This is a genomic window from Vibrio sp. GLN_1, from assembly GCF_043106015.1.
Lineage (GTDB): Bacteria > Pseudomonadota > Gammaproteobacteria > Enterobacterales > Vibrionaceae > Vibrio > Vibrio parahaemolyticus.
In genome coordinates this window covers 233,925-259,762 of sequence record NZ_JBICMD010000035.1, presented here as the reverse complement: position 1 = coordinate 259,762, position 25,838 = coordinate 233,925, and the positions used below count along the sequence as shown (strand labels likewise).

At 45.0% G+C, this 25,838-nt stretch carries 25 protein-coding genes; 17 read left to right on the top strand and 8 right to left on the bottom strand.

Translation table 11 applies throughout. The features are described 5' to 3' along the window. Positions 1 to 125: 125 nt before the first annotated feature. The gene (locus tag ACF8OV_RS16315) at positions 126 to 2,138 is read right to left on the bottom strand and encodes an NADPH-dependent 2,4-dienoyl-CoA reductase (RefSeq protein ID WP_180709238.1); all 2,013 of its coding nucleotides are present in this window, start codon (positions 2,136 to 2,138) and stop codon (positions 126 to 128) included. A 225-nt stretch (positions 2,139 to 2,363) separates the two neighbouring features. Between ACF8OV_RS16315 and sppA the strand changes: the two genes are divergently transcribed. Both sppA and ansA read left to right on the top strand, forming a co-directional pair. Continuing rightward, positions 2,364 to 4,214 carry a signal peptide peptidase SppA gene (sppA, locus tag ACF8OV_RS16310; protein WP_005494455.1) on the top strand — a complete coding sequence of 617 codons (1,851 nt, stop codon included), beginning with the start codon at positions 2,364 to 2,366 and terminating at the stop codon, positions 4,212 to 4,214. A gap of 164 nt (positions 4,215 to 4,378) precedes the next feature. Then, entirely contained in the window at positions 4,379 to 5,392 is a 1,014-nt protein-coding gene (gene ansA / locus ACF8OV_RS16305; RefSeq protein ID WP_005479567.1) for an asparaginase, read from the top strand. An 86-nt stretch (positions 5,393 to 5,478) separates the two neighbouring features. On the opposite strand, the gene ACF8OV_RS16300 is transcribed toward ansA, so the two are convergent. Further along, entirely contained in the window at positions 5,479 to 5,763 is a 285-nt protein-coding gene (locus tag ACF8OV_RS16300; protein WP_017447818.1) for a YeaC family protein, read from the bottom strand. A gap of 101 nt (positions 5,764 to 5,864) precedes the next feature. Here ACF8OV_RS16300 and ACF8OV_RS16295 point away from each other — a divergent pair, with 101 nt between their 5' ends. Next, positions 5,865 to 6,686, top strand: a complete 822-nt coding sequence (locus ACF8OV_RS16295) for a DUF2989 domain-containing protein (RefSeq protein ID WP_005461738.1) — start codon at positions 5,865 to 5,867, stop codon at positions 6,684 to 6,686. Between the two features lie 106 nt (positions 6,687 to 6,792). Here the strand turns inward: ACF8OV_RS16295 and msrB are convergent, their stop codons facing one another. Then, positions 6,793 to 7,236, bottom strand: coding sequence for a peptide-methionine (R)-S-oxide reductase MsrB (gene msrB, locus ACF8OV_RS16290; protein WP_011106032.1), 444 nt, complete (start codon positions 7,234 to 7,236; stop codon positions 6,793 to 6,795). Positions 7,237 to 7,539: 303 nt separating this feature from the next. Here msrB and gap point away from each other — a divergent pair, with 303 nt between their 5' ends. The 10 genes from gap (at position 7,540) to ACF8OV_RS16240 (ending at position 17,706) form a co-directional block, all read left to right on the top strand. Beyond that, a complete protein-coding gene (gap, locus tag ACF8OV_RS16285; protein ID WP_005479552.1) occupies positions 7,540 to 8,535 on the top strand; it encodes a type I glyceraldehyde-3-phosphate dehydrogenase in 996 nt (331 codons plus the stop codon). Between the two features lie 157 nt (positions 8,536 to 8,692). Continuing rightward, positions 8,693 to 9,577 carry a D-hexose-6-phosphate mutarotase gene (locus tag ACF8OV_RS16280; RefSeq protein ID WP_317675846.1) on the top strand — a complete coding sequence of 295 codons (885 nt, stop codon included), beginning with the start codon at positions 8,693 to 8,695 and terminating at the stop codon, positions 9,575 to 9,577. 193 nt (positions 9,578 to 9,770) lie between these two features. Then, the gene (locus ACF8OV_RS16275) at positions 9,771 to 11,807 is read left to right on the top strand and encodes a methyl-accepting chemotaxis protein (RefSeq protein ID WP_020838684.1); all 2,037 of its coding nucleotides are present in this window, start codon (positions 9,771 to 9,773) and stop codon (positions 11,805 to 11,807) included. Between the two features lie 147 nt (positions 11,808 to 11,954). Next, on the top strand, positions 11,955 to 12,794 hold the full coding sequence (rlmA, locus tag ACF8OV_RS16270) for a 23S rRNA (guanine(745)-N(1))-methyltransferase (RefSeq protein WP_203504817.1): 840 nt from the start codon (positions 11,955 to 11,957) through the stop codon (positions 12,792 to 12,794). An 84-nt stretch (positions 12,795 to 12,878) separates the two neighbouring features. Continuing rightward, a complete protein-coding gene (locus ACF8OV_RS16265; RefSeq protein ID WP_317675847.1) occupies positions 12,879 to 13,826 on the top strand; it encodes a ChaN family lipoprotein in 948 nt (315 codons plus the stop codon). Positions 13,827 to 14,068: 242 nt separating this feature from the next. Beyond that, positions 14,069 to 14,428 carry a hypothetical protein gene (locus tag ACF8OV_RS16260; RefSeq protein ID WP_274056046.1) on the top strand — a complete coding sequence of 120 codons (360 nt, stop codon included), beginning with the start codon at positions 14,069 to 14,071 and terminating at the stop codon, positions 14,426 to 14,428. A 386-nt stretch (positions 14,429 to 14,814) separates the two neighbouring features. Next, positions 14,815 to 16,392, top strand: coding sequence for an alkaline phosphatase (locus ACF8OV_RS16255; RefSeq protein ID WP_023623268.1), 1,578 nt, complete (start codon positions 14,815 to 14,817; stop codon positions 16,390 to 16,392). Positions 16,393 to 16,528: 136 nt separating this feature from the next. Further along, positions 16,529 to 16,828: a ribbon-helix-helix domain-containing protein gene (locus ACF8OV_RS16250; RefSeq protein WP_005460130.1), complete on the top strand. Its 300-nt coding sequence runs from the start codon at positions 16,529 to 16,531 to the stop codon at positions 16,826 to 16,828. Between the two features lie 152 nt (positions 16,829 to 16,980). Further along, the gene (locus tag ACF8OV_RS16245; RefSeq protein ID WP_005460098.1) at positions 16,981 to 17,376 is read left to right on the top strand and encodes a VOC family protein; all 396 of its coding nucleotides are present in this window, start codon (positions 16,981 to 16,983) and stop codon (positions 17,374 to 17,376) included. A 45-nt stretch (positions 17,377 to 17,421) separates the two neighbouring features. Continuing rightward, a complete protein-coding gene (locus tag ACF8OV_RS16240) occupies positions 17,422 to 17,706 on the top strand; it encodes a putative quinol monooxygenase (protein ID WP_193277538.1) in 285 nt (94 codons plus the stop codon). A gap of 70 nt (positions 17,707 to 17,776) precedes the next feature. On the opposite strand, the gene ACF8OV_RS16235 is transcribed toward ACF8OV_RS16240, so the two are convergent. Then, the gene (locus tag ACF8OV_RS16235) at positions 17,777 to 19,456 is read right to left on the bottom strand and encodes a mechanosensitive ion channel family protein (RefSeq protein ID WP_005479510.1); all 1,680 of its coding nucleotides are present in this window, start codon (positions 19,454 to 19,456) and stop codon (positions 17,777 to 17,779) included. Between the two features lie 238 nt (positions 19,457 to 19,694). Next, positions 19,695 to 20,135, bottom strand: coding sequence for a YcgN family cysteine cluster protein (locus ACF8OV_RS16230; RefSeq protein ID WP_005460092.1), 441 nt, complete (start codon positions 20,133 to 20,135; stop codon positions 19,695 to 19,697). A gap of 187 nt (positions 20,136 to 20,322) precedes the next feature. Here ACF8OV_RS16230 and ACF8OV_RS16225 point away from each other — a divergent pair, with 187 nt between their 5' ends. Continuing rightward, positions 20,323 to 20,571, top strand: coding sequence for a GlsB/YeaQ/YmgE family stress response membrane protein (locus tag ACF8OV_RS16225; RefSeq protein WP_005397239.1), 249 nt, complete (start codon positions 20,323 to 20,325; stop codon positions 20,569 to 20,571). A 127-nt stretch (positions 20,572 to 20,698) separates the two neighbouring features. Beyond that, positions 20,699 to 20,947 carry a YkgJ family cysteine cluster protein gene (locus ACF8OV_RS16220; protein ID WP_017447809.1) on the top strand — a complete coding sequence of 83 codons (249 nt, stop codon included), beginning with the start codon at positions 20,699 to 20,701 and terminating at the stop codon, positions 20,945 to 20,947. Positions 20,948 to 20,965: 18 nt separating this feature from the next. On the opposite strand, the gene ACF8OV_RS16215 is transcribed toward ACF8OV_RS16220, so the two are convergent. The 3 genes from ACF8OV_RS16215 to ACF8OV_RS16205 are packed head-to-tail and all read right to left on the bottom strand — an operon-like array spanning position 20,966 to position 23,327. Further along, positions 20,966 to 21,625 (bottom strand): transcriptional regulator, encoded by a 660-nt coding sequence (locus tag ACF8OV_RS16215; protein WP_005397228.1) that lies wholly within the window; start codon positions 21,623 to 21,625, stop codon positions 20,966 to 20,968. Between the two features lie 28 nt (positions 21,626 to 21,653). Then, positions 21,654 to 22,931 carry a serine dehydratase subunit alpha family protein gene (locus ACF8OV_RS16210; protein WP_140083502.1) on the bottom strand — a complete coding sequence of 426 codons (1,278 nt, stop codon included), beginning with the start codon at positions 22,929 to 22,931 and terminating at the stop codon, positions 21,654 to 21,656. 15 nt (positions 22,932 to 22,946) lie between these two features. Continuing rightward, entirely contained in the window at positions 22,947 to 23,327 is a 381-nt protein-coding gene (locus tag ACF8OV_RS16205) for a RidA family protein (protein WP_005479566.1), read from the bottom strand. 317 nt (positions 23,328 to 23,644) lie between these two features. On the opposite strand from ACF8OV_RS16205, the gene ACF8OV_RS16200 reads away from it, so the two are divergent. Next, positions 23,645 to 24,904: an amino acid permease gene (locus ACF8OV_RS16200; RefSeq protein WP_005494432.1), complete on the top strand. Its 1,260-nt coding sequence runs from the start codon at positions 23,645 to 23,647 to the stop codon at positions 24,902 to 24,904. A 206-nt stretch (positions 24,905 to 25,110) separates the two neighbouring features. Beyond that, positions 25,111 to 25,809: an aquaporin Z gene (gene aqpZ / locus ACF8OV_RS16195; RefSeq protein ID WP_005460095.1), complete on the top strand. Its 699-nt coding sequence runs from the start codon at positions 25,111 to 25,113 to the stop codon at positions 25,807 to 25,809. The last annotated feature ends 29 nt before the right edge of the window (positions 25,810 to 25,838 follow it).

Below are 25,838 nucleotides of genomic sequence, written 5' to 3'. Positions count from 1 at the left end.
AACCCTCTCACTCGAATAACAATCTGTTTTTTAGGGATTATCGTGATGATTCACACAAACCGAGAGCAACAGAAACAAAAAAGCTGCGCATCACACGCAGCTTTTGAGTCATATAAAGCTCGATGTTATAGCTTCACAGCAAGTTTTACGCCTTGGCGAATTGCGCGCACTGCATCCAACTCACCGGCATGATCAGCGCCACCGATGATATGCAGTTTTTCACCAAGTTCAGACCACTTGTCTTCAAAAGGACGTACTGATTCCTGTCCCGCACAAATAACGACTTTATCAGCCTCTACAAGCTGCGCCTTACCATCTACATGAATGTGTAAACCGTTGTCATCAATTTTGTCATAAGACACGCCACCAAGCAGATGCACTCCGCGTTTTTCTAATGTGCGTTTATGGATCCAACCTGTCGTTTTACCCGGTCCTTTACCAACACGACCTTTGCGACGTTGAAGCACCCACACTTCTTTGTCACTCACCGCGTCTGGGTAAGGGTACAGTCCACCTGGTTGCGACATTTCTTTATCAATGCCCCATTCATGCAGCCAATCATCCAACGTTTGCCCAGCTGGCTCGGTAATCATTGTCGCAACATCAACACCAATACCACCAGCACCAACAATGGCGACTTTTTCACCGACAGGCGTTTTGTCACGAATCAGCGTTTGGTAATCCACCACTTTTTCTGCATTATCAATACCTTCGATATTGACCTTACGCGGTTCAACACCAGAAGCCATCACAACCTCATCGTACTCTGTCAGCAAATCGTAGTTCGCTTCCGTAGACAAATGCAGATTTACACCCGTTTCATCAATTCGGTTGGCAAAGTAGCGAATCGTTTCTCTGAATTCTTCTTTACCTGGGATTTGCATCGCTAAGCGGAATTGCCCACCAATTCGGTCGTTCTTTTCGAACAGATCAACTTGATGACCACGTTCAGCTAAAGTCGTCGCACAAGCTAAACCAGCAGGGCCTGCGCCTACAACGGCAATATTTTTCTTCTTGAACGTTGGTTCAACCACAATTTCTGTTTCGTAACAGGCAAGTGGATTGACGAGACAACTAGCGCGCTTACCTTTAAATACGTTGTCCAGACACGCTTGGTTGCAGCCGATACACGTATTAATAAACTGCGCTTTCTCTTGTTCTGCCTTCGCGACAAAGTATGGATCCGCCAAGAACGGGCGAGCCATTGACACCATATCCGCCTGACCAGAAGCAAGGATTCGCTCTGCTTCATCAGGAGTGTTAATTCGATTACAGGTGACAATTGGCACAGAAACGTGCGGTTTCACCTTCTCGGTTACCCATGTAAATGCACCGCGAGGTACTTGCGTTGCAATGGTCGGAATACGTGCTTCATGCCAACCAATACCAGTGTTGATAATGGTGACGCCCGCGTCTTCCAATCCTTTGGCTAATTCAATCACATCTTCGAACGTGCTGCCCTGCTCGACGAGATCCAGCATCGAAAGACGGAAAATGATGATGAACTTCTCACCCACCGCTTTACGTACAGCTTTCACTATCTCCAACGGGAAGCGCATGCGTTTTTTGTAACTGCCGCCCCAATCGTCATATCGCATATTGGTGCGCTTACAAAGGAACTGATTGATCAAATAACCTTCTGAGCCCATTAATTCCACGCCGTCATAACCGGCAAGTTGAGCGAGTTCAGCGCTGTTGGCAAATGCATCGATGGTCTTTTTGATCTGACGCTCGCTCATTTCACTCGGCGCAAACTTCGCGATCGGCGCTTTAATGCCAGAGGCGCTCTGCGCAAACGGGTGCATCGCGTAACGCCCAGCATGTAAAATCTGTAGCGCAATTTTGCCACCATGCTTGTGCACCGCATCGGTGACTACTCGGTGCGCCTTTGCGTGTTTTGGCTTACTAAACTCCGCACTTAACGGGTGCAGACGACCGCGTAAATTCGGTGAAAAACCGCCGGTCACGATAAGCCCGACGCCACCTTTCGCGCGCTCTTCATAAAACGCGGCGAGCTTTTGCAATCCTTCCTTGTGCTCTTCTAGGCCTGTGTGCATTGATCCCATCAGGACTCGGTTTCGTAATTGTGTAAAACCTAGGTCCAGTGGTTTTAATAAATTAGGGTACATGGCAGACATCACTAAACATCCATTTTTATTATCATGGTCTGACCAGACTACGTCCGGAAAACCAAAAAATCAAACAGGCGTTTACATTTTTGTAACACCGATCAATCTCGCGCGAAAATATGCCAATTGTTGAGTGAGCGTGATAAGCTAAAAAAATGTTATCTTTTGAGATCTTAGAGATAAGAACCCATACTTTGTAAGATTAGGGAAAGACTATCTCGTTATGGAGACAAGATGAAAAAACTCTTCAAATTTATTGGTTTGATATTTAAGGGGATATGGAAAAGCATCACCTTTATCAGACTCGCGTTGGCAAACCTGATCTTCCTTTTGATGATTGCCGTGTTTTACTTTGCGTTTACCTACACTGGCGAAGGACGGCCTGTTATCGAGAAAGAATCTGCTTTGGTTATGAACCTTTCTGGTCCCATCGTGGAACAGCGTCGTTATGTCAATCCAATGGACTCAGTTGCAGGTTCTCTTTTAGGTAACGAGATGCCAAAAGAGAACGTTTTGTTCGATATCGTGGACACCATTCGCTACGCAAAAGACGATGCCAAAGTCTCTGGCTTGGTATTGGCACTGCGCGATCTCCCAGAAACGAACTTAACGAAACTTCGTTACATTGCTAAAGCGTTAAACGAGTTTAAGGCATCAGGTAAGCCAGTTTACGCGGTGGGTGACTTTTACAATCAGAGCCAATATTACTTAGCAAGCTACGCCGATAAAGTGTACATGGCGCCTGATGGTGGCGTACTGATTAAGGGCTACAGCGCTTACTCTATGTACTACAAAACTCTGCTAGAGAAGTTAGACGTATCCACTCACGTTTTCCGAGTCGGTACTTACAAATCGGCTATCGAACCGTTTATTCGTGACGACATGTCGGATGCGGCAAAAGAGTCTGCCACTCGCTGGGTCACTCAGTTGTGGAGCGCGTTTGTCGATGACGTGACGACTAACCGCAACATCAACGCCAAAGTGCTAAACCCAACGATGGAAGAACTGCTTACCGAGATGAAATCTGTGGATGGTGATTTGGCGCAATTGGCCGTCAAAATGGGATTAGTTGATGAATTGGCGACACGCCAAGATATTCGTACCCTATTCGCCAAAGAATTTGGTAGCGACGGTAAAGACAGCTATAACGCCATTAGTTATTACGACTACCTAGCAACGATTCGCCCTGACTACACACTCGCGAACCATGATATTGCCGTTGTTGTTGCAAGTGGCGCCATCATGGATGGTCAGCAACCTCGTGGAACAGTAGGCGGTGACACGGTTGCAAGTCTACTGCGTCAAGCGCGTAACGATGAGAAGGTGAAAGCAGTCGTGCTTCGCGTAGACAGCCCTGGTGGCAGTGCGTTTGCGTCAGAAGTGATTCGCAACGAAGTGGAAGCGCTAAAAAAAGCAGGCAAACCTGTTGTAGTTTCGATGTCGAGCTTAGCGGCCTCTGGCGGTTACTGGATTTCAATGAGCGCAGATAAAATCGTCGCACAACCAACAACACTGACAGGTTCTATTGGTATCTTCAGCGTTATTACGACGTTCGAAAAAGGCTTCAGCAAACTTGGTATCAACACCGACGGCGTTGGCACCTCACCGTTTTCTGGCGACGGCATTACGACTGGCTTGTCTGAAGGCGCGTCTCAAGCGTTCCAACTAGGCATTGAGCATGGCTACAAACGCTTTATCTCTTTGGTTGGTTCAAACCGAGATATGACGGTAGAAGAGGTAGACAAAGTCGCGCAAGGCCGAGTTTGGACAGGTCAAGATGCCTTATCATTCGGTCTTGTTGACCAAATGGGTGACTTCGATGATGCCGTTGAGTTAGCTGCGAAGCTGGCGAACGTGACAGATTACGGTATTTACTGGGTTGAAGAGCCATTGTCACCAACAGAACTATTCCTACAAGAATTCATGAATCAGGTGAAAGTATCCCTTGGTGTTGACGCAACAAGCCTTCTGCCAAAGAGTCTTCAACCTGTGGCTCAACAGTTCGAACAAGATGCAAGTCTGCTTCAAAGCTTTAACGATCCGAAAGGACAATACGCTTTCTGTTTGAACTGCCAAGTACAGTAGATTTTCAGTAAGAAATACAAAGGGCATCTCTACGTGAGATGCCCTTTTTTATTGAGCTCAACATCTCCTCAGATGACTTTCATATGCTGTGCGCCGAGCCTCGCATCTCAAGGTTATTTAGGTATATAATCCCGCCTCTGTTCCCCTACATGAAAGAAAAAACGATGACTAGAAAACACATCTACATCGCTTACACCGGTGGCACCATCGGTATGCTAAAATCGGATCACGGTTACGTTCCTATCGCTGGCTTTATGGAAAAACAGCTTGCCAGCATGCCGGAATTTCACCGTCCAGAGATGCCGGAATACACTATCCACGAATATGATCCTCTTATCGACTCATCAGATATGACACCAGCAGACTGGCAACAAATCGCTGATGACATTCGTGACAACTACGACAAGTACGATGGTTTCGTTATTCTGCACGGCACTGACACGATGGCTTACACCGCGTCGGCTTTGTCTTTCATGCTAGAAAACCTGGGTAAGCCAGTTATCGTTACTGGTTCTCAAATTCCTTTGGCTGAACTGCGCTCTGATGGTCAAGCAAACTTACTAAATGCTCTGCACATCGCAGCAAACTACCCAATCAACGAAGTCACCTTATTCTTCAACAATCAGTTGATGCGTGGCAACCGCAGCACAAAATCTCATGCTGACGGCTTTAATGCATTTACGTCACCAAACTTGCCTCCATTGTTGGAAGCGGGCATCAACATTCAGATTAGCAACAGCATCAAGGTGAACGCGCAACCTGAAGGTGAGTTCAAAGTTCACAACATTACTCCTCAACCAATCGGTGTGATCACAATGTATCCGGGTATTTCGCATGAAGTTATCCGCAATACCTTGCTTCAGCCAGTGAATGCAATGATTTTGCTAACCTTTGGTGTGGGTAACGCTCCGCAAAACCCAGAACTACTAGGCCATCTTAAAGAAGCCTCTGAGCGTGGTGTTATTGTGGTCAACCTGACTCAATGTTTGGCTGGTAAAGTTAACATGGGCGGTTATGCGACAGGCTGTGCGTTGGCAGATGCAGGCGTAATTAGCGGTTACGATATGACGCCAGAAGCGGCGCTCGCAAAACTGCACTTCTTATTGAGCCAAAACCTGTCTTACGAAGAAGTAAAAGAGAAAATGCAGGAAGTACTGCGTGGCGAAATGAGCCTGTAAGCGCTTCTTCGAATCTCTAACAATGCTTAGATATTAAAAAAGCCCAATATTGATTGGGCTTTTTACTTTGGCATGAAGTGACAGAATCAATCGAGATTCGGGTTTACACGAACAATGTCACTTTCATCGGTATTGAACTGTTTTTTCAGTTCCTGTTTAGACTTAAAACTGATTTCACCACCAGCCGCAACCGTCATATGTTGCGCCTCGGTATTGTGTTTTGATTGATACAACATCACAGCTTGCATACACGAATCTCGCTGCTCTTTAGAAAGTGTTGTACCCTCAGGCCATCTTCCCGTTTCTACTGCATAAACCAAACGATCATAAACTTCTGGAGTTATCGCTTTTAATAGTTGTTCTGCGTCCATAATGTACCTTCTTATTACATTCTATTTACAGAACATAACGGGTTAAGAAACTGAGTCAAGAACACGAAAATGAATTGGTGTAACGGATCACAAGCAAAACCATGAAAAAAACATACTGGTTACTCGCCAGCCTCACTACCCTTACTTTGACGGGCTGTTTTGAAGGCAACGTTACAACAGAAGAGTTGTGTCAAAAAACGCCAGAGCTCCGTTGTGAAAACCTCAATATGGATGACGGCCAATGTCGAATTCCTAGAACCAAGTTAATTTGGCACCGTTTTGAGCTACTGAAAAACCCATCAGAAGCAAACCAAATTACCGAATACAGCATCGTTGCTGATTATCGCAAATGTTTGGAGCTCGCGTCTCAGATCACCCCTATCGATCAAAGTGAGCTAAAAAGGCAACGCTTTAATGCCTTGGTACACAGCATAGATGAACTCAAGCGTATCGTCGAAGAACTGAAAGGTTCTCAACAACCAGAGACACTCTATTTTCTTTGGTCACAAACGGGCGATACACAAGCACGTCGCCAATTTTTACAAATGGAAGGCACACCCCAGTTAAATACTGCAGAAATGCAGTATGCCTTAGCCACTTTCTATACCAATAGAGACGCAAAAAAAACGCTAGTCTTGCTCAATAATGCTTTGGCTCTGTCAAACAAAGACAACCTAAACCCTGTGATACTTAAATCACTGGCAAGCATTAACCAAGGTTTAGGCGAGAAAAAGCAGGCTTACTTATGGGCGATGGTTGCCAAACGATTTGATGTGCCTTTAGCGGATGAAAAGCAGTTGCAGCGTATGTACCACTTCGAGGATCCGAACCAACACGAAAAGTTAGATGAGTTGGCCGATACGATTGCAAAGGCAATACGCAAAGGCAGTTACTCGCCCGATATGGTCCCTAAAGACATGTAAACAAAAAACTCCCGCTTAGCCGGGAGTTTTTTTCCTATTGCTGGTGATTATGAGTGGTCTAACGGTACGATGAAAGGATAAAACACTCTTAACAGCAAAAATGTCATTATTCGTCAGATTTGTTGAAAATTAACGACACCGAATTTACACAATAACGCTCGCCAGTGGTCTTCGGACCGTCTTCAAAAACGTGACCCAAATGGCTATCACAGCTCGCACAACGAATCTCCGTACGAACCATTCCGTGACTTAGATCTTCCAAATAGCGTATTGCTTCATTATTAAGAGGTGCATCAAAACTCGGCCATCCACAACCAGAGTCGTACTTGTTATCCGAGATAAATAGAGGGGCATTACAGCACGTACAAGCGTAAACGCCAGTCTCTTTATTATGCAGTAACTTACCACTGAACGGCGGCTCTGTACCTTGCTCTCGACAGACACGGAACTCTTCGTCAGATAACTGCTCACGCCACTGTTCATCAGACTTCGTTACTTTTTTTCCGCTTTGTTCCACGAATTTCGGTTCCTTCTTTACTATTTTGGGCATTGACTTTTTTAGCAAAAAACTTGCTTCTCGTAACAGTTGTAGCACATACTTTCTCACCAGGACACCATGTGTAATGAATTTGATACGAGTACTTATCTCGCAAGTTATATTACGCCAACTGGACTACAGAAGATTCAGTAAAAGTTTAAAAAACGAACATTTGCGAAGAATTGTTAAAAAAAGCGTCGCTTTTTTTTGACTTTAAACAAGTTAAGTCCGATTATCTGTTGCAGATGTTTACTGGATTCTGTAATTTTACTACCAGTTATCTTTAATCAGAAATTAAGTTGTGGAGCAACTATAATGACTATCAAAGTAGGTATTAACGGTTTTGGCCGTATCGGTCGTTTCGTATTCCGTGCAGCGCAAGAGCGCGCAGACATCGAAGTTGTAGGTATTAACGACCTTATCGACGTAGAATACATGGCATACATGCTTAAGTACGACTCAACTCACGGCCGTTTCAACGGTACTGTTGAAGTTGAAGGCGGTAACCTAATCGTTAACGGTAAAACTGTACGTGTTACTGCAGAGCGCAACCCAGCTGACCTTAAATGGGACGAAATCGGTGTTGACGTTGTAGCAGAAGCAACTGGTCTTTTCCTAACTGACGAGACTGCACGTAAGCACATCGAAGCTGGTGCGAAGAAAGTTGTTCTAACTGGTCCTTCAAAAGACGCTACTCCAATGTTCGTAATGGGCGTTAACCACGCTACTTACGCTGGTCAAGACATCGTTTCTAACGCTTCTTGTACTACTAACTGTCTAGCGCCTATCGCTAAAGTTCTTAACGACAAGTTCGGTATCGAATCTGGTCTTATGACTACAGTTCACGCTACTACAGCAACTCAAAAAACTGTAGACGGTCCTTCTGCTAAAGACTGGCGCGGTGGTCGTGGTGCTTCTCAAAACATCATCCCATCTTCAACTGGTGCTGCTAAAGCTGTAGGCGTTGTTCTTCCAGAACTAAACGGCAAACTAACTGGTATGGCTTTCCGCGTACCAACAGCTAACGTTTCTGTAGTTGACCTAACAGTTAACCTAAAAGAAGGCGCATCTTACGAAGCTATCTGTGCAGCAATGAAAGAAGCTTCTGAAGGCGAACTAAAAGGCGTTCTAGGCTACACTGAAGACCAAGTTGTTTCTCAAGACTTCATCGGTGAAGTTCAAACTTCAGTATTCGATGCTAAAGCTGGTATCGCTCTAACTGATAACTTCGTTAAAGTTGTATCTTGGTACGACAACGAAATCGGTTACTCAAACAAAGTTCTAGACCTAATCGCACACATCTCTAAGTAATTAGAAATCGTGATTAGCTCTTAACTGAGTTGAAAAAGAGGCGGCTTGATAGTCGCCTTTTTTGTATCTGGAATTTGAGAAAAATCTCAGACGTACTTTCATAAATACTGAGAAGTGCGCCGAAATCTACCTCTTCCCCAGTGTAGGAAACAAGCACATGGATTTAAAAACTCTTCCTCCTCTAACCGTTCTTTCAGACAACGTAACTGTTGTCGAAATCGATAACGTAAAGATCGTTCGTATTATTCATGACAAAGCGACAGCAGGTATTGCTTTACACGGCGGTCATGTAGTCTCATATACACCACAAGGTCAAGAAGACTTGATCTGGATGAGCGAAAAAGCCATTTTTGATGGCAAAGCAGCATTACGTGGTGGCATTCCTGTTTGTTGGCCTTGGTTTGGCCGTATTGCTGCACCAGCTCATGGCTTTGCGCGTACATCCGAATGGGAATTGGTTGAGCACCGTGAAAATGAAAATGGTGTCATCGTCGAGTTGGCACTGTTCCCAACCGAAGAAACACATCAAATTTGGCCATACATGTTTGATGCGCGTCTTCTTGTCGAAGTGGGTGACGAACTCAAAGTAACGCTGAAAGTTCTTAATATCGATGATGAAGCTTGGACGTTCTCAGGCGCATTACATACTTACCTTAACGTGGGCGATATCAAACAAGCGCAAACAACAGGTATGGGCAATGAGTACATCGACAGCTTGAAAAATAGCGAAGTGTGTCAGGGTGGTGAGGTTCTTCAACTGACTGACACCATCGATCGCGTATACACGCAACCAGAAGCTCAAATTTTAGTGAAAGACCCTGTTCTTAACCGCACGTTAAGCGTAGCGAACCGCGGCCATAACTCAGCAGTACTATGGAACCCGTGGGCGGAAGGTGCACAAGGGATGGGAGACATGGCTGACAATGGCTATGAAACCATGCTGTGTGTGGAATCTGCCCTTCATGCACCAAGTATTGAAGAAGGCAAGACTCTTGAGACAGGCGAGAGCTACGAGCTCGTGACAGTGATTGCTGCACAATAATCTTCCTAGGCCGGCTCATCCGGCCTTTTTTTTGAAATCATTTCCGTTCTTCCTCGGTCACTTTCTAACTAACCCATTGGTTATCTGAGTTTTTTGACAATTTAATTAATAGATATCAAAAAAATTATTCATATAAACCGATAGCATGCCGATACAAAACTCATAAGTTATAAATATATCAGGAAGACATTCCATGTTAGAAAAGTACAGAAATCAAAGTGTTGGCTTTCAACTAAAGCTAGTCATCACTTTGTGCCTAGTAATTGCCTTTTCCAGCATTGCTGCGCTCGTTTATCGAAACGCATCTGGCGTGCTGCTAGAAAGTACGTTGAGAGAACATCAATCCAAAGTCGAGTCGATGGCAAAAACCATTGCCGGTCAGTTCGATGCTTACCTTCATACTGCTCAAGTACTCGAATCAACTTTTCGCAATGGTTACCTTGCAGGCGTTTATGTAGAAAACTACACGGTAGACTTCATGGGTCATGAAGTACCAAATATCACGCAATACAGCGAAAGTTTGATTAACGACACAAAGCTGGTCGACAGCTTCACACGTGATACCGGAGCAATCGCAACGTTATTTGCACCACTTGGTGATGACTTCATTCGCGTTTCAACATCATTAAAAGATCCACAAGGTAAGCGTGCAGTAGGCACGACTCTTGGACGCAACCATCCTGGTTACCAACTCTTAAAGAGCGGAAAACCTTACTACGCGCAAATCAAACTATATGGCGAACGCTACATTACCTATTACGCGCCAATCAAAGACGCTAACGGTAACGTATCTGGCTTGTCATTTATCGGTTTGCCAGTAGACCAAGCCACACAAACTCTTTTTGATGCACTAGAAGAGATTAAGTGGGGCGACACAGGCTACACCATCATTGTCGATAACGACAAAAACAATCTTGGTAAGTACTTACTCCACCCGACTAAGAGCGCTACCGATCCTTCAATCGTAGAAGTTCGTGATTACGATGGTAACAAGCCTTTCCATAAGATTTTCGAACAAAAGAGTGGTCTGATCCGCTACCCATTCCAATACGGATCAACCGTCGGTGAAAAATACTTAGTGTTCACCGAAGTACCCGGCTGGAACTGGAAACTACTGGGCGGTACATTCATCAAAGAAGTGACCAAAGGCAGCGACACGCTACTTAAACTGATAGCCATCATTTCTTCGGTAGCAGCGAGCATCACTTTTGTTGTGCTCACTCTGTTCTTAAATCGCAGCTTACAGCCTCTAACGGTGTTGAACTCTTACATGACGCGCCTAGCTAATGGTGAAGTCAGCTTACAAATTCCGTCGTCTCGTAAACGTTCTAAAAATGAGATTGTGAATTTGAATAACGGCGTTGCAAGCATGGCAAATCAATTGAATGAGTTAGTTGGCCAGATTCGTTCTACCAGCGATTTAGTCGAAAGTAACTCGACCAGTGTAGCAAGCGATGCTCATAGCAACTTAACCCAAGCGGATCGTCAGCAAGAAGAAGTTGAGCAAGTCGTAACAGCGATCGAAGAGATGGCCTCTTCCGCTCAATCGGTGGCTCAGCAAGTAGAAAGCATTGCTGAAAATGTCCGCTCTGCGAACTTAGATAGCCAATCTGGTTTGACGATTGTTGAAGGCGTATGTGTCGACGTGGCGCAGTTGAATGATCAATTGGATCAATCAGCCGAAGCCATCGAACAAGTCAACCGTGACAGTGAAAGTATCCAAACCGTCACAAGAATGATCGACGAAATTGCCGAGCAGACCAACCTACTCGCTCTCAACGCAGCAATTGAAGCGGCACGTGCCGGTGAGCAAGGCCGTGGGTTTGCTGTGGTCGCGGATGAAGTTCGTACATTAGCGCACCGTACGCAAAGCTCAGTGCAAGACGTAGTTGGGATTATCGAGAAGCTAAAAGGCTCAACACAAAATGCCGTAACCATGATGACTGACAGCCAACGCAGTGCGAATCAGGTGCTAGACAAAGCGCAAGACGCAGGCACCGCACTCGAAGCGATTGCCGTTCAGGTACAATCTATCGCCTCTCAAGCTGATGCCATTGCCGCGACCTCGGAAGAACAAGCTCAAGTTTCACAAGAAATTGCAGCCAACGCGCATTCAATCAGTGAGCTAAACCGAGAGAGCCGTAACACCAGCGCGAAAACATCACAAAGTGCGATCGAGTTACAGCAACAAGCGAGAAATTTAAAGGAGCAAGTGGACTTCTTCCATTAATCCCCAGCCCTTCTCCGCTTATCATTGTTCAAAACGTGTAAGAGGTGCTCAAGAACCTAAAGAGCCGAAGATCTCGGCTCTTTTTGTTTCACTTAAAGCCACGCTTTTTGATAGAATTTGCCGCCCTACTTTCTGTTCGAGATCGTCATGAACTATCAATGCCCTCTATGTCACCAACCACTTTCGCTGACTGAAAAGACGTTTAAGTGTAAAAACAATCATCAGTTCGACCTAGCAAAAGAAGGTTATGTGAATCTGATGCCAGCACACCACAAACGTTCGAAAGATCCAGGTGACAACAAAGAAATGATGCAAGCTCGCCGCCGTTTTCTCGAAGGAAACCACTACGATCCAATGCGTCAAGAAGTGGCTCGACTATGTGCGAAATACACAGAAGGTACGACACACCAATTACTGGATATCGGTTGTGGTGAAGGTTATTACACCGATCAAGTGCAGCAATCACTCTTCGAACAAGATCCACAAGCCACTGTTTTTGGTTTGGATATTTCTAAAGTGGCCATTCGTTACGCTTCTAAGCGCTACCCAAACTGCCAATTTAGTGTAGCGTCTAGCCATCGCTTGCCGTTTGCAGATCAATCACTGGATGCGATTTTGCGTATTTATGCACCATGTAAAGCAGAAGAGTTGCAACGCGTCATCAAAGACAACGGCGTAGTGATCACGGTAACGCCCGCAGGTCGTCACCTTTACCAGTTCCGCGAACGCATCTATCAAGAAGTTCGCTTACACAATGAAGAACCAGAGAACATTGAAGGCTTTGAGCTAGAGCACCAACAAAAGCTGAACTACACCATGGACTTAGAAAATGGTGTTGCATTTGATTTGTTGCAAATGACTCCATTTGCTTGGAAGGCGACGGATGAACTTCGTGAAGAGCTAAAGTCCGCTACACTTTTCCAGTGTGAGGCCGACTTCATGCTACGCGTTTACCGCAAGAAGCCAGTTCAACAAGAGAATCAATAGAGAATAACGAAAATCATTCTCATTTATATTGATTCATTGCTCAGCCTCCATTAATATCACTCGGACATTTTTGGAGGCTTTTCAATGCGCTTTTCTATTTTAGGCCTTGCATTTGCAAGCGTACTTTCAGGGTGTGTTTCTACCACGCCAACCACATCGGCCCTTTCTTCAACAGACGTCACCACCTTTTACGATTACCAACTGCATTCTCCTTCTGGCAACGCCCTTGCTTTGCAGAACCTGCCAGATGAGTTAAAAAACGCTGACGTGATCTTGGTTGGAGAGTGGCACACTCATGCTGGTATTCATCGCTTCCAAACCGATCTACTGAGGCAGCTTTCTTCTGGCGAACGCCGTATTGCCCTATCTATGGAGCAAGTCACGCGTGACAAGCAATCGGTGCTAGACGCTTATCTAAAAGGCGAAATCGGTGAACAATACTTCATGTCTCAAAGCAATGCGTGGCCCAACTATGAAAGCGATTACCGCCCACTCGTTGAGTTCGCCAAGCAAGCCAACTTACCTGTTATCGCCGCAAATGCACCCAAATACATCGTCCGCTGTATTGGTCGTCAAGGTGTTGATTACCTGAATAAATTAGATGATGAAGAGCGCAGCTTTGTGGCTGAAAACGTCAATACCGCGAACAGTCCATATAAAGAAAAGTTCATGGCATCCATGCATCATGGCAAGCCAGAGCAAACTGAAAAGCAATACGCCGCACAAGTAACGTGGGACGAAACCATGGCGGAGTCGATTGTGAAATACCTCGCTCAAAACCCAAATGCTCAAGTTGTTCATGTCGCGGGGAAATTTCATACAGAAGCAGGTTTAGGTACCGCAGCATCCATTTTACAACGCAACCCTGAACTTAAAGTGGTGGTGGTTAATCCAACGTCGGAAATCAGTACAAACAGCCCAGATTATCAGTTAGAAGTACTCGAACCGCCGGTTCGCTTCGTTCAAAACGTGAACCGAATGGCCGCGTATAAGCACCTATCTACACGTAATGACGATCTTCAATGTAAATAACGTGGCCTATCCTACATTTTAATCTACTTGTACGGTCTGTTTTTTGCTTTGCTATTTAAGAAACAATCTTGGCGGCAAAAACAGGCCCGTTTTCTCCTATCATGAGTTCCAACTTTTGATTCAGAATATCTGCGTCAAATTGGTACAAATTGATTCAAGAAATACCCTATGCCGTCGATATAGAGATAACTGCTTTTTACCCGCACTCAGTGAAAGAGTGTCGATGTTCCAAGGAGTATTCGATGAATCCAGTAGGAAGCAACCCAGTAAACTCTTATGCTAAGCAACCGGCAGTAGTGGCACAAAATCAAGACAATCACGTTGATACGGTTGCCGCGCCACTCAAAGTTGAGCAAAACAAAGTGACACTTTCTACGGAAGGTAAGGCACTGCTAGCGGCGTTGCAGCAAATTGACCATGAGAGTAAAAAGGTAGAAGCAGAAAACAAAACAATGGGTGAAAAAGTTGAATCTTTCACTCACGGTGCCCTTGGCATGGATCATCCCGACAAGATTGAAGAAGAGGAAGACGGCTCATATTCTGCAGGGCAGTATCTTTCCGCGGCGCTCACTGTTGGTGGTATCATTTTAGCTCTCTTCTAGCCGCAAAATTCCTACTCGACACGATAACAAACCGTGTTTGAATCCGTACTGAAAAGCAGACCATAATTCCTTTCGCTTAAGAACAAGCCATCATACAACATGGATGAATCTTTCATCTATAAGGCATGGTTCTTACTGCATTCACTCGTTTATTGCTCCCTCAATCAGGTTTCTTATGAAGGCACTAAATGGATGACTTTAGTCCATGCTTTCAACTCCTAAGCGTAATCCAAGCCCACTTCTGTGGGCTTTTTTATACCCCAACATCTGCGACCGAGTTGGCTAGCAACCCAAAATGACAATGCCGTGAATCTTTTATTACCGCCACAAAAGCGTCATAAACCGCTGCTTTAATTTCTGCGCTTTCAATAAACAAGGAAAATATAATGAAGCGTTTAGTTTCTCCGATTATTACTGCAGTGGCTGCATCTACACTTTCATTCAATGCGCTATCCGCTGAAATCAAAAACGTTATTCTGATGATTGGTGATGGTATGGGTCCTCAGCAAGTCGGCTTGCTAGAAACCTACGCGAACCACGCACCAAACTCGATTTACAAAGGCCAAACCACCGCGCTCTACAAGTTAGCGCAAGAAGGTGTGATTGGCTCATCTTTAACGAACCCAGAAGATGCAATCGTTGTCGACTCTGCATGTTCGGCAACAATGCTCGCAACAGGTATCCCAACCGCATCAGAAGTGATTGGTATTGACAGCCAAGGCAATCACGTTGAGACCATTTTGGAAAAAGCCAAAAGCAAAGGCAAAGCAACGGGTCTTGTTTCAGATACGCGCATGACGCACGCAACACCAGCCGCGTTTGCTGCGCATCAACCTCATCGCTCGCTAGAAAACAACATCGCTTCCGATATGCTAGAAAGCGGTGTCGACGTGTTATTATCCGGTGGTCTTCGTCACTGGATTCCAAAATCGACTAACGACAAAGGTGAAACTTACCAAGCGCTAGAAAAACTTACGCAAGGCAGTGTTTACCTAAAATCTAAGCGTAAAGACGAACGCAATCTGCTTACCGAAGCGCAAGACCAAGGCTACAGCCTAGCTTTCAGCCGAGACATGTTGACACAAGCAAAAGGCGACAAACTACTTGGCCTATTCGCTTACTCAGGTATGAATGATGGTATTGCTTACAGTAACAGCAAAAACGATCCAAAACGCACACAACCATCGTTGAAAGAAATGACGGTCAAAGCGCTTGATGTTCTTTCTAAAGACAAAGACGGCTTCTTCTTGATGGTTGAAGGTGGTCAAATCGACTGGGCTGGCCACAGTAACGATGCTGGTACCATGCTACATGAGTTGATTAAGTTCGACGAAGCGGTGAACTCTGTTTACGAGTGGGCGAAAGGTCGTGACGACACACTTATCATTGTTACCGCAGACCACGAAACAGGTTCTTTTGGCTTTAGCTACTCATCAGCAAATCTACCTAAACCAGAAAAACGCAAAGGTGAAGCCTTTGAAAAACGTGATTACGCGCCAAACTTCAACTTCGGTAAGTTTGAAATCCTAGATGGTTTATACAACCAGAAGAAAAGCTACTACGGCATGATCAGCGAGTTTGAAGCGCTAGATAAAGCACAGCAAACACCAGAAAAGCTAGCTGAAGTGGTGAATGCCAACAGCGATTTTTCTATCACACCTGAGCAAGCCGCTCATGTACTAGCAAGCAAACCAAACCCATACCGAGTTGCTGGCCACTCATACCTAGAAGTAGAAACGGTACCAACAATTAACGACTTTGATGCGTTCTTCCCATACAACGACCGCGGTAACTTGCTCGCTCGCGAACAAGCGACCAAACAAAACACGGTATGGGGAACAGGCACGCACACTCATACACCAGTGAACGTATTCGCTTGGGGACCTGCAGAAACCATTCTTCCAGTTTCAAAAATCATGCACCACTCCGAGCTTGGTGAGTTCCTAAAGCAACAAATCAAATAATCATCTTGCACTTACTTCACGTCTTGTGATGTTCCAACGCTCTCTCACGAGAGCGTTTTTTTATCCGCAAAAACAGTTGACGTTTTAAGCAACAATACTCAATATTTGCACGTCTTAAATCATATCTACGAATACCATGTGCGAAATATTTGCTAAACAACCACAGGATAATTATCAGTTTATCACTCGTTCCATCCGCATTGACGGCCATGCCACCAGCGTAAAATTAGAGTCGAGTTTTTGGACGATTCTTGAAGAAATTGCCAGTGCGCAAGACATGACGGTTCCAAAGTTTATCAGCACGGTGTATCAAGAAGCACTGGAATACAATGGTGAAGTGAACAACTTTGCATCCTTACTGCGCTGCGCATGTCTCACGTATGCTCGCCAACCGGAAAACACACTCCATCAAGCTCTTGCCCAACTTAACGCTTAACACCTAACTATTCTTACCAAAATATTCAATGGCATCGATGAGGCTTTACGCCTCAATCGTAAGCTATTGAGCTTATTCTTATTTGTCGTACTCTAGTACTACCCAAACTCCTTTTGTACTCGCTAACCTATGCGGACAATTAAGGAGTACTCATGACAAAAATGATACACACCATGATCCGAGTACGCGATCTGGACCGTTCCCTACAATTTTACCGCGACGCACTTGAGCTAGAGATCAAAGACCAATACGTTTTTGATGGTTTCTCCCTAACCTATCTAGCAAATGAAGAAACAGGCTTTGAATTAGAACTTACCCACAACCACGACCAAAGCGAACCTTATACTCACGGTTCTGGTTACGGCCACCTTGCCGTTAGCGTGGACGACATCGAACAAGCTCACAAACGAATTAAATCTCTAGGTATTGAAGCAGGTGACATCAAAGCGTTTGACCACCAGCAAAAACACCTAGCGACCTTCTTTTTTGTCACCGATCCTGACGGTTACAAAATTGAGTTCCTGCAACGACAGGGACGCTACCTATAACTAAAACCGACAATTAAAACCGATAATTAAAAAAGAGTAAAAATTATGATTCACTTGACTGCTACCTTTCACGCACAACTGGGGAAAGAACAACAACTGAAAGAAGTGCTAACTCAAGCGCTTGAGCCAACTCGCAATGAAGACGGTTGTGTTCGTTATCAGTTGTTCCAAGATAAAGACAACGCGAGCCACTTCGTTTTTCAAGAGCAATTTAAAGACCAAGAAGCGTTCGAATTTCACGGTAAAACTGAGCACTTTGCACGTTTGATCAACCAGATTGAAAACTTGCTTGAATGCGAACCGAAGTTAGCGTTCTTTAACGAACTGTAAGACACAAAACTTACCGCAAATAAAAAGGCACTCTTTATCGAGTGCCTTTTCGTATTTGGATAACACGCGATTACGCGTCTTTTTTCTCCACCATGTGCAAATGCACATCTTGTTGTGGGAAAGGAATCGAAATGCCTTCGCGATCAAAGCGTAACTTCACTTCTTTCGTTACATCCCAATATACCTCCCAGTAGTCATCCGTTTTTACCCAAGGGCGAACGATGAAATCTACCGACGAAGTATTCAAAGTGTGCACTTTAATCATTGGCTCAGGCGCGCGAAGTACCGCAGGGTGTGAAGTCACGATATCCGTTAGTACCGATTCCGCTTTCAATAAATCGTCTGCGTAGCCAATACCAAACACCATATCCACACGGCGAATACGCTCATGGGTCACGTTCTTGATCACATCTCCCCAAATCTTACTGTTCGGCACAATGATGATCTGGTTATCGAAGGTGCGAATCGTGGTGTTCACTAAGCTCATGTGACTTACCTTGCCATCCACACCACCGGCGTAGACAAAATCACCCACATCAAACGGACGGTAAATCAAAAGCATCATACCCGCTGCGAAGTTCGACAACGTATCTTGCAACGCGAAACCAATGATCACACCGGCAATACCGAAACCAGTCAGGATTGGCGCTAAGTTCAAGCCAATCTGCGACAGGCCAACCATAATACCAATCACCCACACCACTTTACCGGACATGGAGATAAAGAAGTCCTGCATTAGGTGGGAAAGTTTCAAGTTCTTAGAAGACACCGCTTTGCTCACCACTTTGCGCGTGAGTTTAGCCAGTGCACGAGCAATCAATAAGATCAGCGCGAACACGAATAGCTGGAAGATATGCTGTGGTGCGTTTTCCGCAAACCAATCCACCGCGGAGTTTGACCAGTGGCTGATGATGGACCACACCACTTTGGTGTCTAGCAAGTCGTGCGTGATGCTGCCTGTGATTTCAAAGATCTGACGCTTGTACTCCGACGTCTCAATACCCATTTTGTCGCCGATCGACATCAGGTTACGCAAACTTTCCGTTGCGATATTCAGTCTCTGCTTCACGATCAGTTGGCTAAGTTGCAAAGACGCTTTTTCTGATTCAGGGCTGGATGAAAGCTGCGTACCAATGATTTCTGCTTGTTGACGCAGATACGCCATCGATGCCGATAACAAACGCATGCGCTTATCTAGCTTGTCTTGCAATTCCGCTTCCGCACGCTCATTTTGAACGCCTAATTGCTTGAGCCATGCCAAATTCTGCCAGCTCGAATCAAAGCTCACATCCAAGTAATGTTGAAGCTCGCGGTAGTCGTTAATAAGCGCGAGCTTTTCTTCGTCTTTCGCTTTGTTTAACTCTTCAATGACTTCTTTGGTTTTGGTCGTCAGATAATCGGTCGCGTCTTTTGAATACTTTTCCTGCGTTTTGACGAGCTTAATCAGCTTGTCACGAGGGATGGACTCACGCTCAATCGCGGACGCTAATTGATTTCTCAACTCTTCATTTTTTTGGAAAAGTTGTAGCTGAAGCGCATCACGCTCGTCACCTGCCGTTTGAGATAGGCTTTGCGATAAATCGACAATGTCGATGTTCAAGCTATCTATAGAAGCTTCTGCTTCAGAGATAATAGGAGGCTCTGTGCTTTCTGTGGCTTGCACAAAAATAGGGGTCATCATCGTGATGAATAAAGCGAATATCGCTACCCAAGGTGTCTGGCGATTTTTCAGGGGGAAATGAAACGTCATTTTTACCTCGTAGGAAACGAATCCCGATCGGAGCGATCAAGAATCGGAATGTAAAGCCTTGAAATGATATACCCTAAGTTTACATCACTAAATTGCAAACCGAGCAGCATTTAGTTAATTAAGCGTCAGAGTTCAACAATGACCGTCGTTTTGTCATCACTTATGAGAATCCGGTCTTTTATTGACCCTAAAAGCAAACAAGCCTTTCACTGTTGGTAAAAGGCTTGTTTCAATTTGGCTATGGGCGATTTGGGTGATTCAAAATGTGGTCTTCCCAATCCACCACATCAATTTCGTACACCACTTTGTTGCGGACACTTTCGCCCGCCGCGTGCATTGCGGATTTCGAGCCCGTAATCAACGGGTGCCATTCTGGTAATGGCTGATTTTCGGCTAACAGACGGTAAGCACACGTGTGCGGTAACCAAGTGAAATCGTCGATGTCTTCGCGTGTCAGCTTGGTGCACTCTTCGCCAGAGGTAAAGCGATTTGGGTAGTCCTTACATGAACATGTTTTGCTGTTCAGCCAGCTACACGCCACATTGGTGTAGTAGATTTCATCGGTATCTTCATCCATTAGCTTGTGTAGACAACACTTGCCACACCCATCACAAAGAGATTCCCATTCCTCTTCGCTCATGTGTTCTAACGATTTACTTTGCCAAAATGGAGTGCTCATACTTCAGGTCTCACCAAGGGAATTAGGGGCCGATTTATACTCTTCTCGCCGCAAAAGTTCAAGTTTTGAGACGATCTCCAATCGGCATCAAGTATCTAATACGATATTCAACCATTTTCAATTAACTGTTCTATCCTTATACGAGTTCGCATTATTTCATTGATCACGAAGGAATTAAGGAGTTTTCATGGGTATCATTTCTTGGATTATTTTGGGCTTGATCGCCGGGGCCTTAGCGAAATGGTTGATGCCAGGAAAAGATGGTGGAGGCTGGATCGCAACCATGTTGCTCGGGATTGCCGGTGCCTTTGTTGGTGGTTTCCTTGGCGGCATTCTTGGATTTGGTGGCGCGACAGGTGTAAACATCGGCAGCATCATTACCGCAACGCTGGGCGCGTTTATTCTGCTGTTTGTTTACAATCGCTTCTTGAGATGATCACAACGGTTTAAAAGCAAAAAGGAGCACTCTATTGGGTGCTCCTTTTTATTTTTTCTTAAGCGACTCTTCCAATCCACGTCAAAATGACCATAATTGCCCCCTCAATTTTTAAGAGGTTTACATTATGGATTGTCGATTAGGATGCGGAGCTTGCTGTATTGCGCCAAGTATCTCTTCACCGATACCTGGAATGCCCATGGGCAAACCAGCAGGTGTTCGTTGCGTGCAACTCAACGATGACAATTTGTGTAAGCTGTTTGGTAAGCCTGAGCGCCCTAAAGTTTGTCACGATTTTAAGCCGTGTCCGGTTGTGTGTGGCAAAACCAACCAAGAAGCGCTCGACAACATCACTGAGCTAGAGCAACTTACTTAATCTATTCAGAGCACCCGTTTAGTCGTTCCCAAGCTCTCGCAAATACAAGTAGATGGTATCGCGCGATATACCAAGATGGTTTGCAACCATTAAAACAGCGTCTTTGTATTTAAAAATGCCTAGGCCATGCAGTCGCGTCACCAGTTCACGGTTGCGTTTAGAAGGCGCAATGGCTTCATTTTCCCACACTTCTGTTTGCACGGTTTCTATCGTACTGATGATGGTTTCATCAATATTACGCGCAAACGTTTCTGGTGAGCGAGCACCACCAACACAACACTCGGTGTGTTGCTGAGGCAGCATTGCCTTTAAAAATGCCTGCATCGGAGCATCCATATCCACGTTGATACACAGCAAACCAATCGGTTTGTTTTTTGGATTTCTGACAATTGTCGTAATGGAGTGCAAGGTCTTTCCGTTCGATGTTTTCGTCAGGTACGAATCAGAAACGTCCTTGCCCTCTCTTAACTTCATTCTCGCTAAGTTGGTAATTGGAGCACCTTCACTGCGTTCCGTCACGTGCCCGTTTGCGATTTTGATGATTTCCGGCGCTTCGGCATCTAAGCTGTGGAGAACCACTTCAGTGTGTTCACCATACATACGTGCAATGCCATCCACGACGTTTTTCATAGAGTTCAAAATATCGAGATCACTCTTGGTGAGTTTCTTTAGTAGCAATGTTACTTCCCTTAGCAAAAACTGGAGGTTAGGCCGACATAATATCGATAATAGATTTGTCAGTATACGGCATACCGAAACGAACCATTGAGCCAACATTTCTTATCGTTTGCTCAACTTCTTCGCCTACTATACCTTGATTCTTAACACTGTGGTTACCCATCGCCATCAAATATGAGCGCACCGCCGTTGTCGACGAAGTACACACTTTCATCGCACAAGAGGACTTCGCACCATCGCACACCATACCTGAACTGTCGCTGATGACGTTTTGAATGGCGTAGCATGATTGCTCGAATGTACCACCAGCTAAATATACCAGCGCCATAGATGCCGCCGCACTGGTTACAGTGTTGCCACAAAATGCGGATAACGGTGGGTAATAAGATTTGATGTAAATAGCCCCTAAATGACTCATGATCAACGCGCGAGCCAGCTGTTCTTCGTCGTTTTGGAATGCTTCTGCCGCAACTACAACTGGCATTGTAGCGGCAATACCTTGGTTCCCACTGCCGAAATTGCTCATGGCTGGCAACGTCGCCCCTCCCATGCGAGCATCAGACGCCGCGGATGTCATCATCTGTATACGACTCATTAAGTCATTGCCCAATAAGCCTTGCTCGATGTTGCCTTTTAGCGTGCGTCCAATTTCTAGGCCGTAACCTCGGTCGATACCTTCTTGAGCCAGCAAGGTATTGAGCTCTGCAGCTTGGAGAATGAATTTGATCTCTTCAAAAGGCGCTTGAGTGGCAAACTCATAGATTTGTTTGATCGAAATATCCACACCTTCACAAACAGAAGCGGTTGCAACGCGTTGCTGCGGTGGAGCATCAAAAATCACGTCGCCATTGCGCATGATCTGGATAATGTTGGTGTGACCGCCACTGATCGTGACCGAAACAACATCGTCACCAGAAGTGAGCATTACGCTGCAATAAATGAATTCTTGCGTATCCATGCGCGCTACAGTTACCCGCTCTTCATCTATCAATTGTTGCGCAGCAGCGACATCCTGCTCATTAATCCGAGCCAACACTTCCAGTTCTGCTGTTGGGTCACCGGCTAATGCACCAACTGAGGCGGCAATTTTGAGGCCTATCTTGCCCGTTCCGGGTACGAAAACACCCATCGAGTTTTTAAATAGGTTGTCTGAAACACGCACCTCTATCGCATCAATATCGGATGTGCCTAACTCTTTTCTAGCAACTGCTGCCGCGTACGCAGCAGCAATGGGTTCTGTACATCCTAATGCAGGTTTCACAACTTGCTTAATGATTTGGATATATTGTGTCCATTGCTGGTTCATGCTCTGTTCTCCGTATTACTTTTTATGAGCAATCGCTTCGACTTCAATTAACACGCCAAGAGGCAAATCTTTCACTGCGAAGCAACTGCGTGCCGGACAATCTTGTTGGAAAAACTCTGCGTAGACCTTGTTAAACTCGGCAAAGTCATTAATATTCGATAGGTAACACGTTGTTTTTAAAACAGTATCGACACTGCCACCACCAGCCTCTAAAACGTGCTTCAAGTTAGTAAGAGATTGATGACTTTGTGCACTGATGCCGCCTTCAACTACTTTTCCTGTTGCCTTATCAACGGGTAATTGACCTGATGTAAAAATCAAATCGCCATAGCTAGTGCCATGTGAATAAGGTCCGATAGCAGCAGGCGCGTGTTCAGATGAAATCAATTCTTTCATTTTTAAATCCTCACATAAATTTTATTTTTTATTAAGAAGTTTCTAATTTAACTTCCGTATTAGCGTTATTTTTTCAATTAAATATGAATCAAACAACTAGAACAGATCACAAAATTCGTTAAAAAATCCAATTTATTTGAACTTTTTTGCCAAGATCTCAAATTTATCTGAATTTTCCACAAAAAAATTGGTGATATATGTTTTCTCAATTAAATTTGAGAAAAATTCATACTAACAAGAGAAACAATAAAATGAGCGTGACAGCACCTACACAAACCTTACCTATCGGTAAAGAGCCACCGCACGTAAAAGCAGGCATGGCCTTAGACGAGTGGAAAGCCGCGACCAAGTTTGATAGCACAGACTGGGGATGGGTGATCATGAGTATCGGCATGGCAATCGGTGCCGGTATTGTCTTTTTACCAGTAAAAGTAGGCGTATTGGGCCTTTGGGTATTCTTGGCCTCTGCCGTGATCGGCTACCCAGCGATGTACTTGTTCCAACGCCTTTTCATCAACACTCTCTCAAGTTCACCAAAGTGCCAAGATTACGCTGGCGTCATTTCCGGTTACCTTGGTAACAAATGGGGGGCGTTATTAGGTGTGCTCTACTTCATCATGTTGGTGATTTGGGTCTTTGTTTACTCAACAGCCATCAACAATGACTCGGCATCTTTCCTACATAGTTTTGGCATCACGGAAGGTTTACTGTCTGAAAACCCGCTATATGGTCTGGCTTTAGTGTGCGCGCTGGTCGCTATTGCATCTCGTGGCGAAAAGATTTTGTTTAAGGTCAGTACTGGTCTTGTGCTGATTAAACTTTGTACCGTTGCATTACTTGGCGTCATGATGATCGAAAAATGGGATGTAGCGAATGTCGGTGCGATTCCAGAAACAGGCGCTGGTTTGAAAGATGCAATTGAGCTACTGCCGTTTACTCTAACGTCTATTCTCTTTATTCAAAGCTTGAGCCCAATGGTGATCTCATACCGCTCAAAAGAAAAATCAATTGAGGTTGCTCGCTTCAAAGCCATGCGCGCAATGAAAATTGCTTTCGGTATCTTGTTTGTGACGGTCTTCTTCTATGCGATTTCCTTTACGCTTGCGATGTCACATGAACAAGCGGTTAAAGCAGCAGAAGAGAACATCTCTGCTCTTGCGATGGTTGCGCAAGGTATGGACGGCACGACGCTAAAACTAATGAGTTTAATGCTGAATATTTTCTCAGTAATGACTGCGTTTTTTGGTGTGTACTTGGGTTTCCGCGATTCTTGCCAAGGTCTAGCGATGCTGGCTCTAAAAAAGGTCATGCCTGAAGAGAAGATCAATAAAGACTTGGTCACCAAAGGAATCATTCTCTTTGCGATTCTCATGGCGTGGGGTGCAATTGTATTGAATCTACCAGTTCTGAGCTTCACATCAGTATGTAGCCCTATCTTTGGTTTGATTGGCTGTTTGATTCCAGCTTACCTTGTCTATCAAGTGCCTTCTTTACACAAATACAAAGGCGCGTCGCTTTACTTGATTATTGCTACTGGTATTTTGCTGTGCGTATCGCCTTTCGTCGCATTTAGTTAAAACCTACGTTGCCTTGGCTGTTACTCAGTTAGTGATGGCCAAGGCAAACTGAAGATTCAGCCTCTCTTCTCCCTGCTTTTATCTCATCCTTGAGAACTCTTGCCACATACCGTCCTATTTGCAGTTTTTACGCGATCTCCCTCACACTTTATTGACAATTCTCGACTATGTTCAGCGGGTCATTTAATTAGAAATTAGGAAATAACATGAACAAGTATTTGGCTGAGGCTTTTGGTACGTTCTGGCTAGTATTGGGCGGCTGCGGCAGCGCAGTGTTGGCTGCAGGTTTTCCAGATGTTGGTATTGGTCTGCTGGGTGTCGCTCTGGCCTTTGGTTTAACCGTTTTAACCATGGCATTTGCAATCGGTCATATTTCAGGTTGCCATTTGAACCCTGCAGTGACGGTTGGCCTTTGGGCTGGCGGTCGTTTTGATACAAAAGACGTTGCGCCTTACATCATCGCACAAGTGATCGGCGGGCTGATCGCTGGTGGTATTCTTTATGTCATCGCGACAGGACAAGCTGGATTTGATGTTGTTGGTTCTGGCTTTGCCGCCAACGGTTATGGTGAACACTCACCAGGTCAGTACTCAATGCTTGCTGCGTTAGTTTCTGAAATCGTGATGACGATGATGTTCCTTATCGTTATCATGGGGGCGACAGACAAACGTGCACCTCAAGGTTTTGCGCCTATTGCAATTGGTTTGTGTCTGACTCTTATTCACCTGATCAGCATTCCTGTGACTAATACCTCAGTAAACCCAGCTCGTAGTACAGCAGTCGCAATGTATGTAGGTGACTGGGCAGTTTCTCAGTTATGGTTGTTCTGGGTTGCGCCTATTGTGGGTGGCGTACTTGGTGCGGTTATCTACAAAAACCTGCTTGGTAAAGAATCGAACGATTAATCGTTCCCAACTCCCAAGATCAAAAAAGC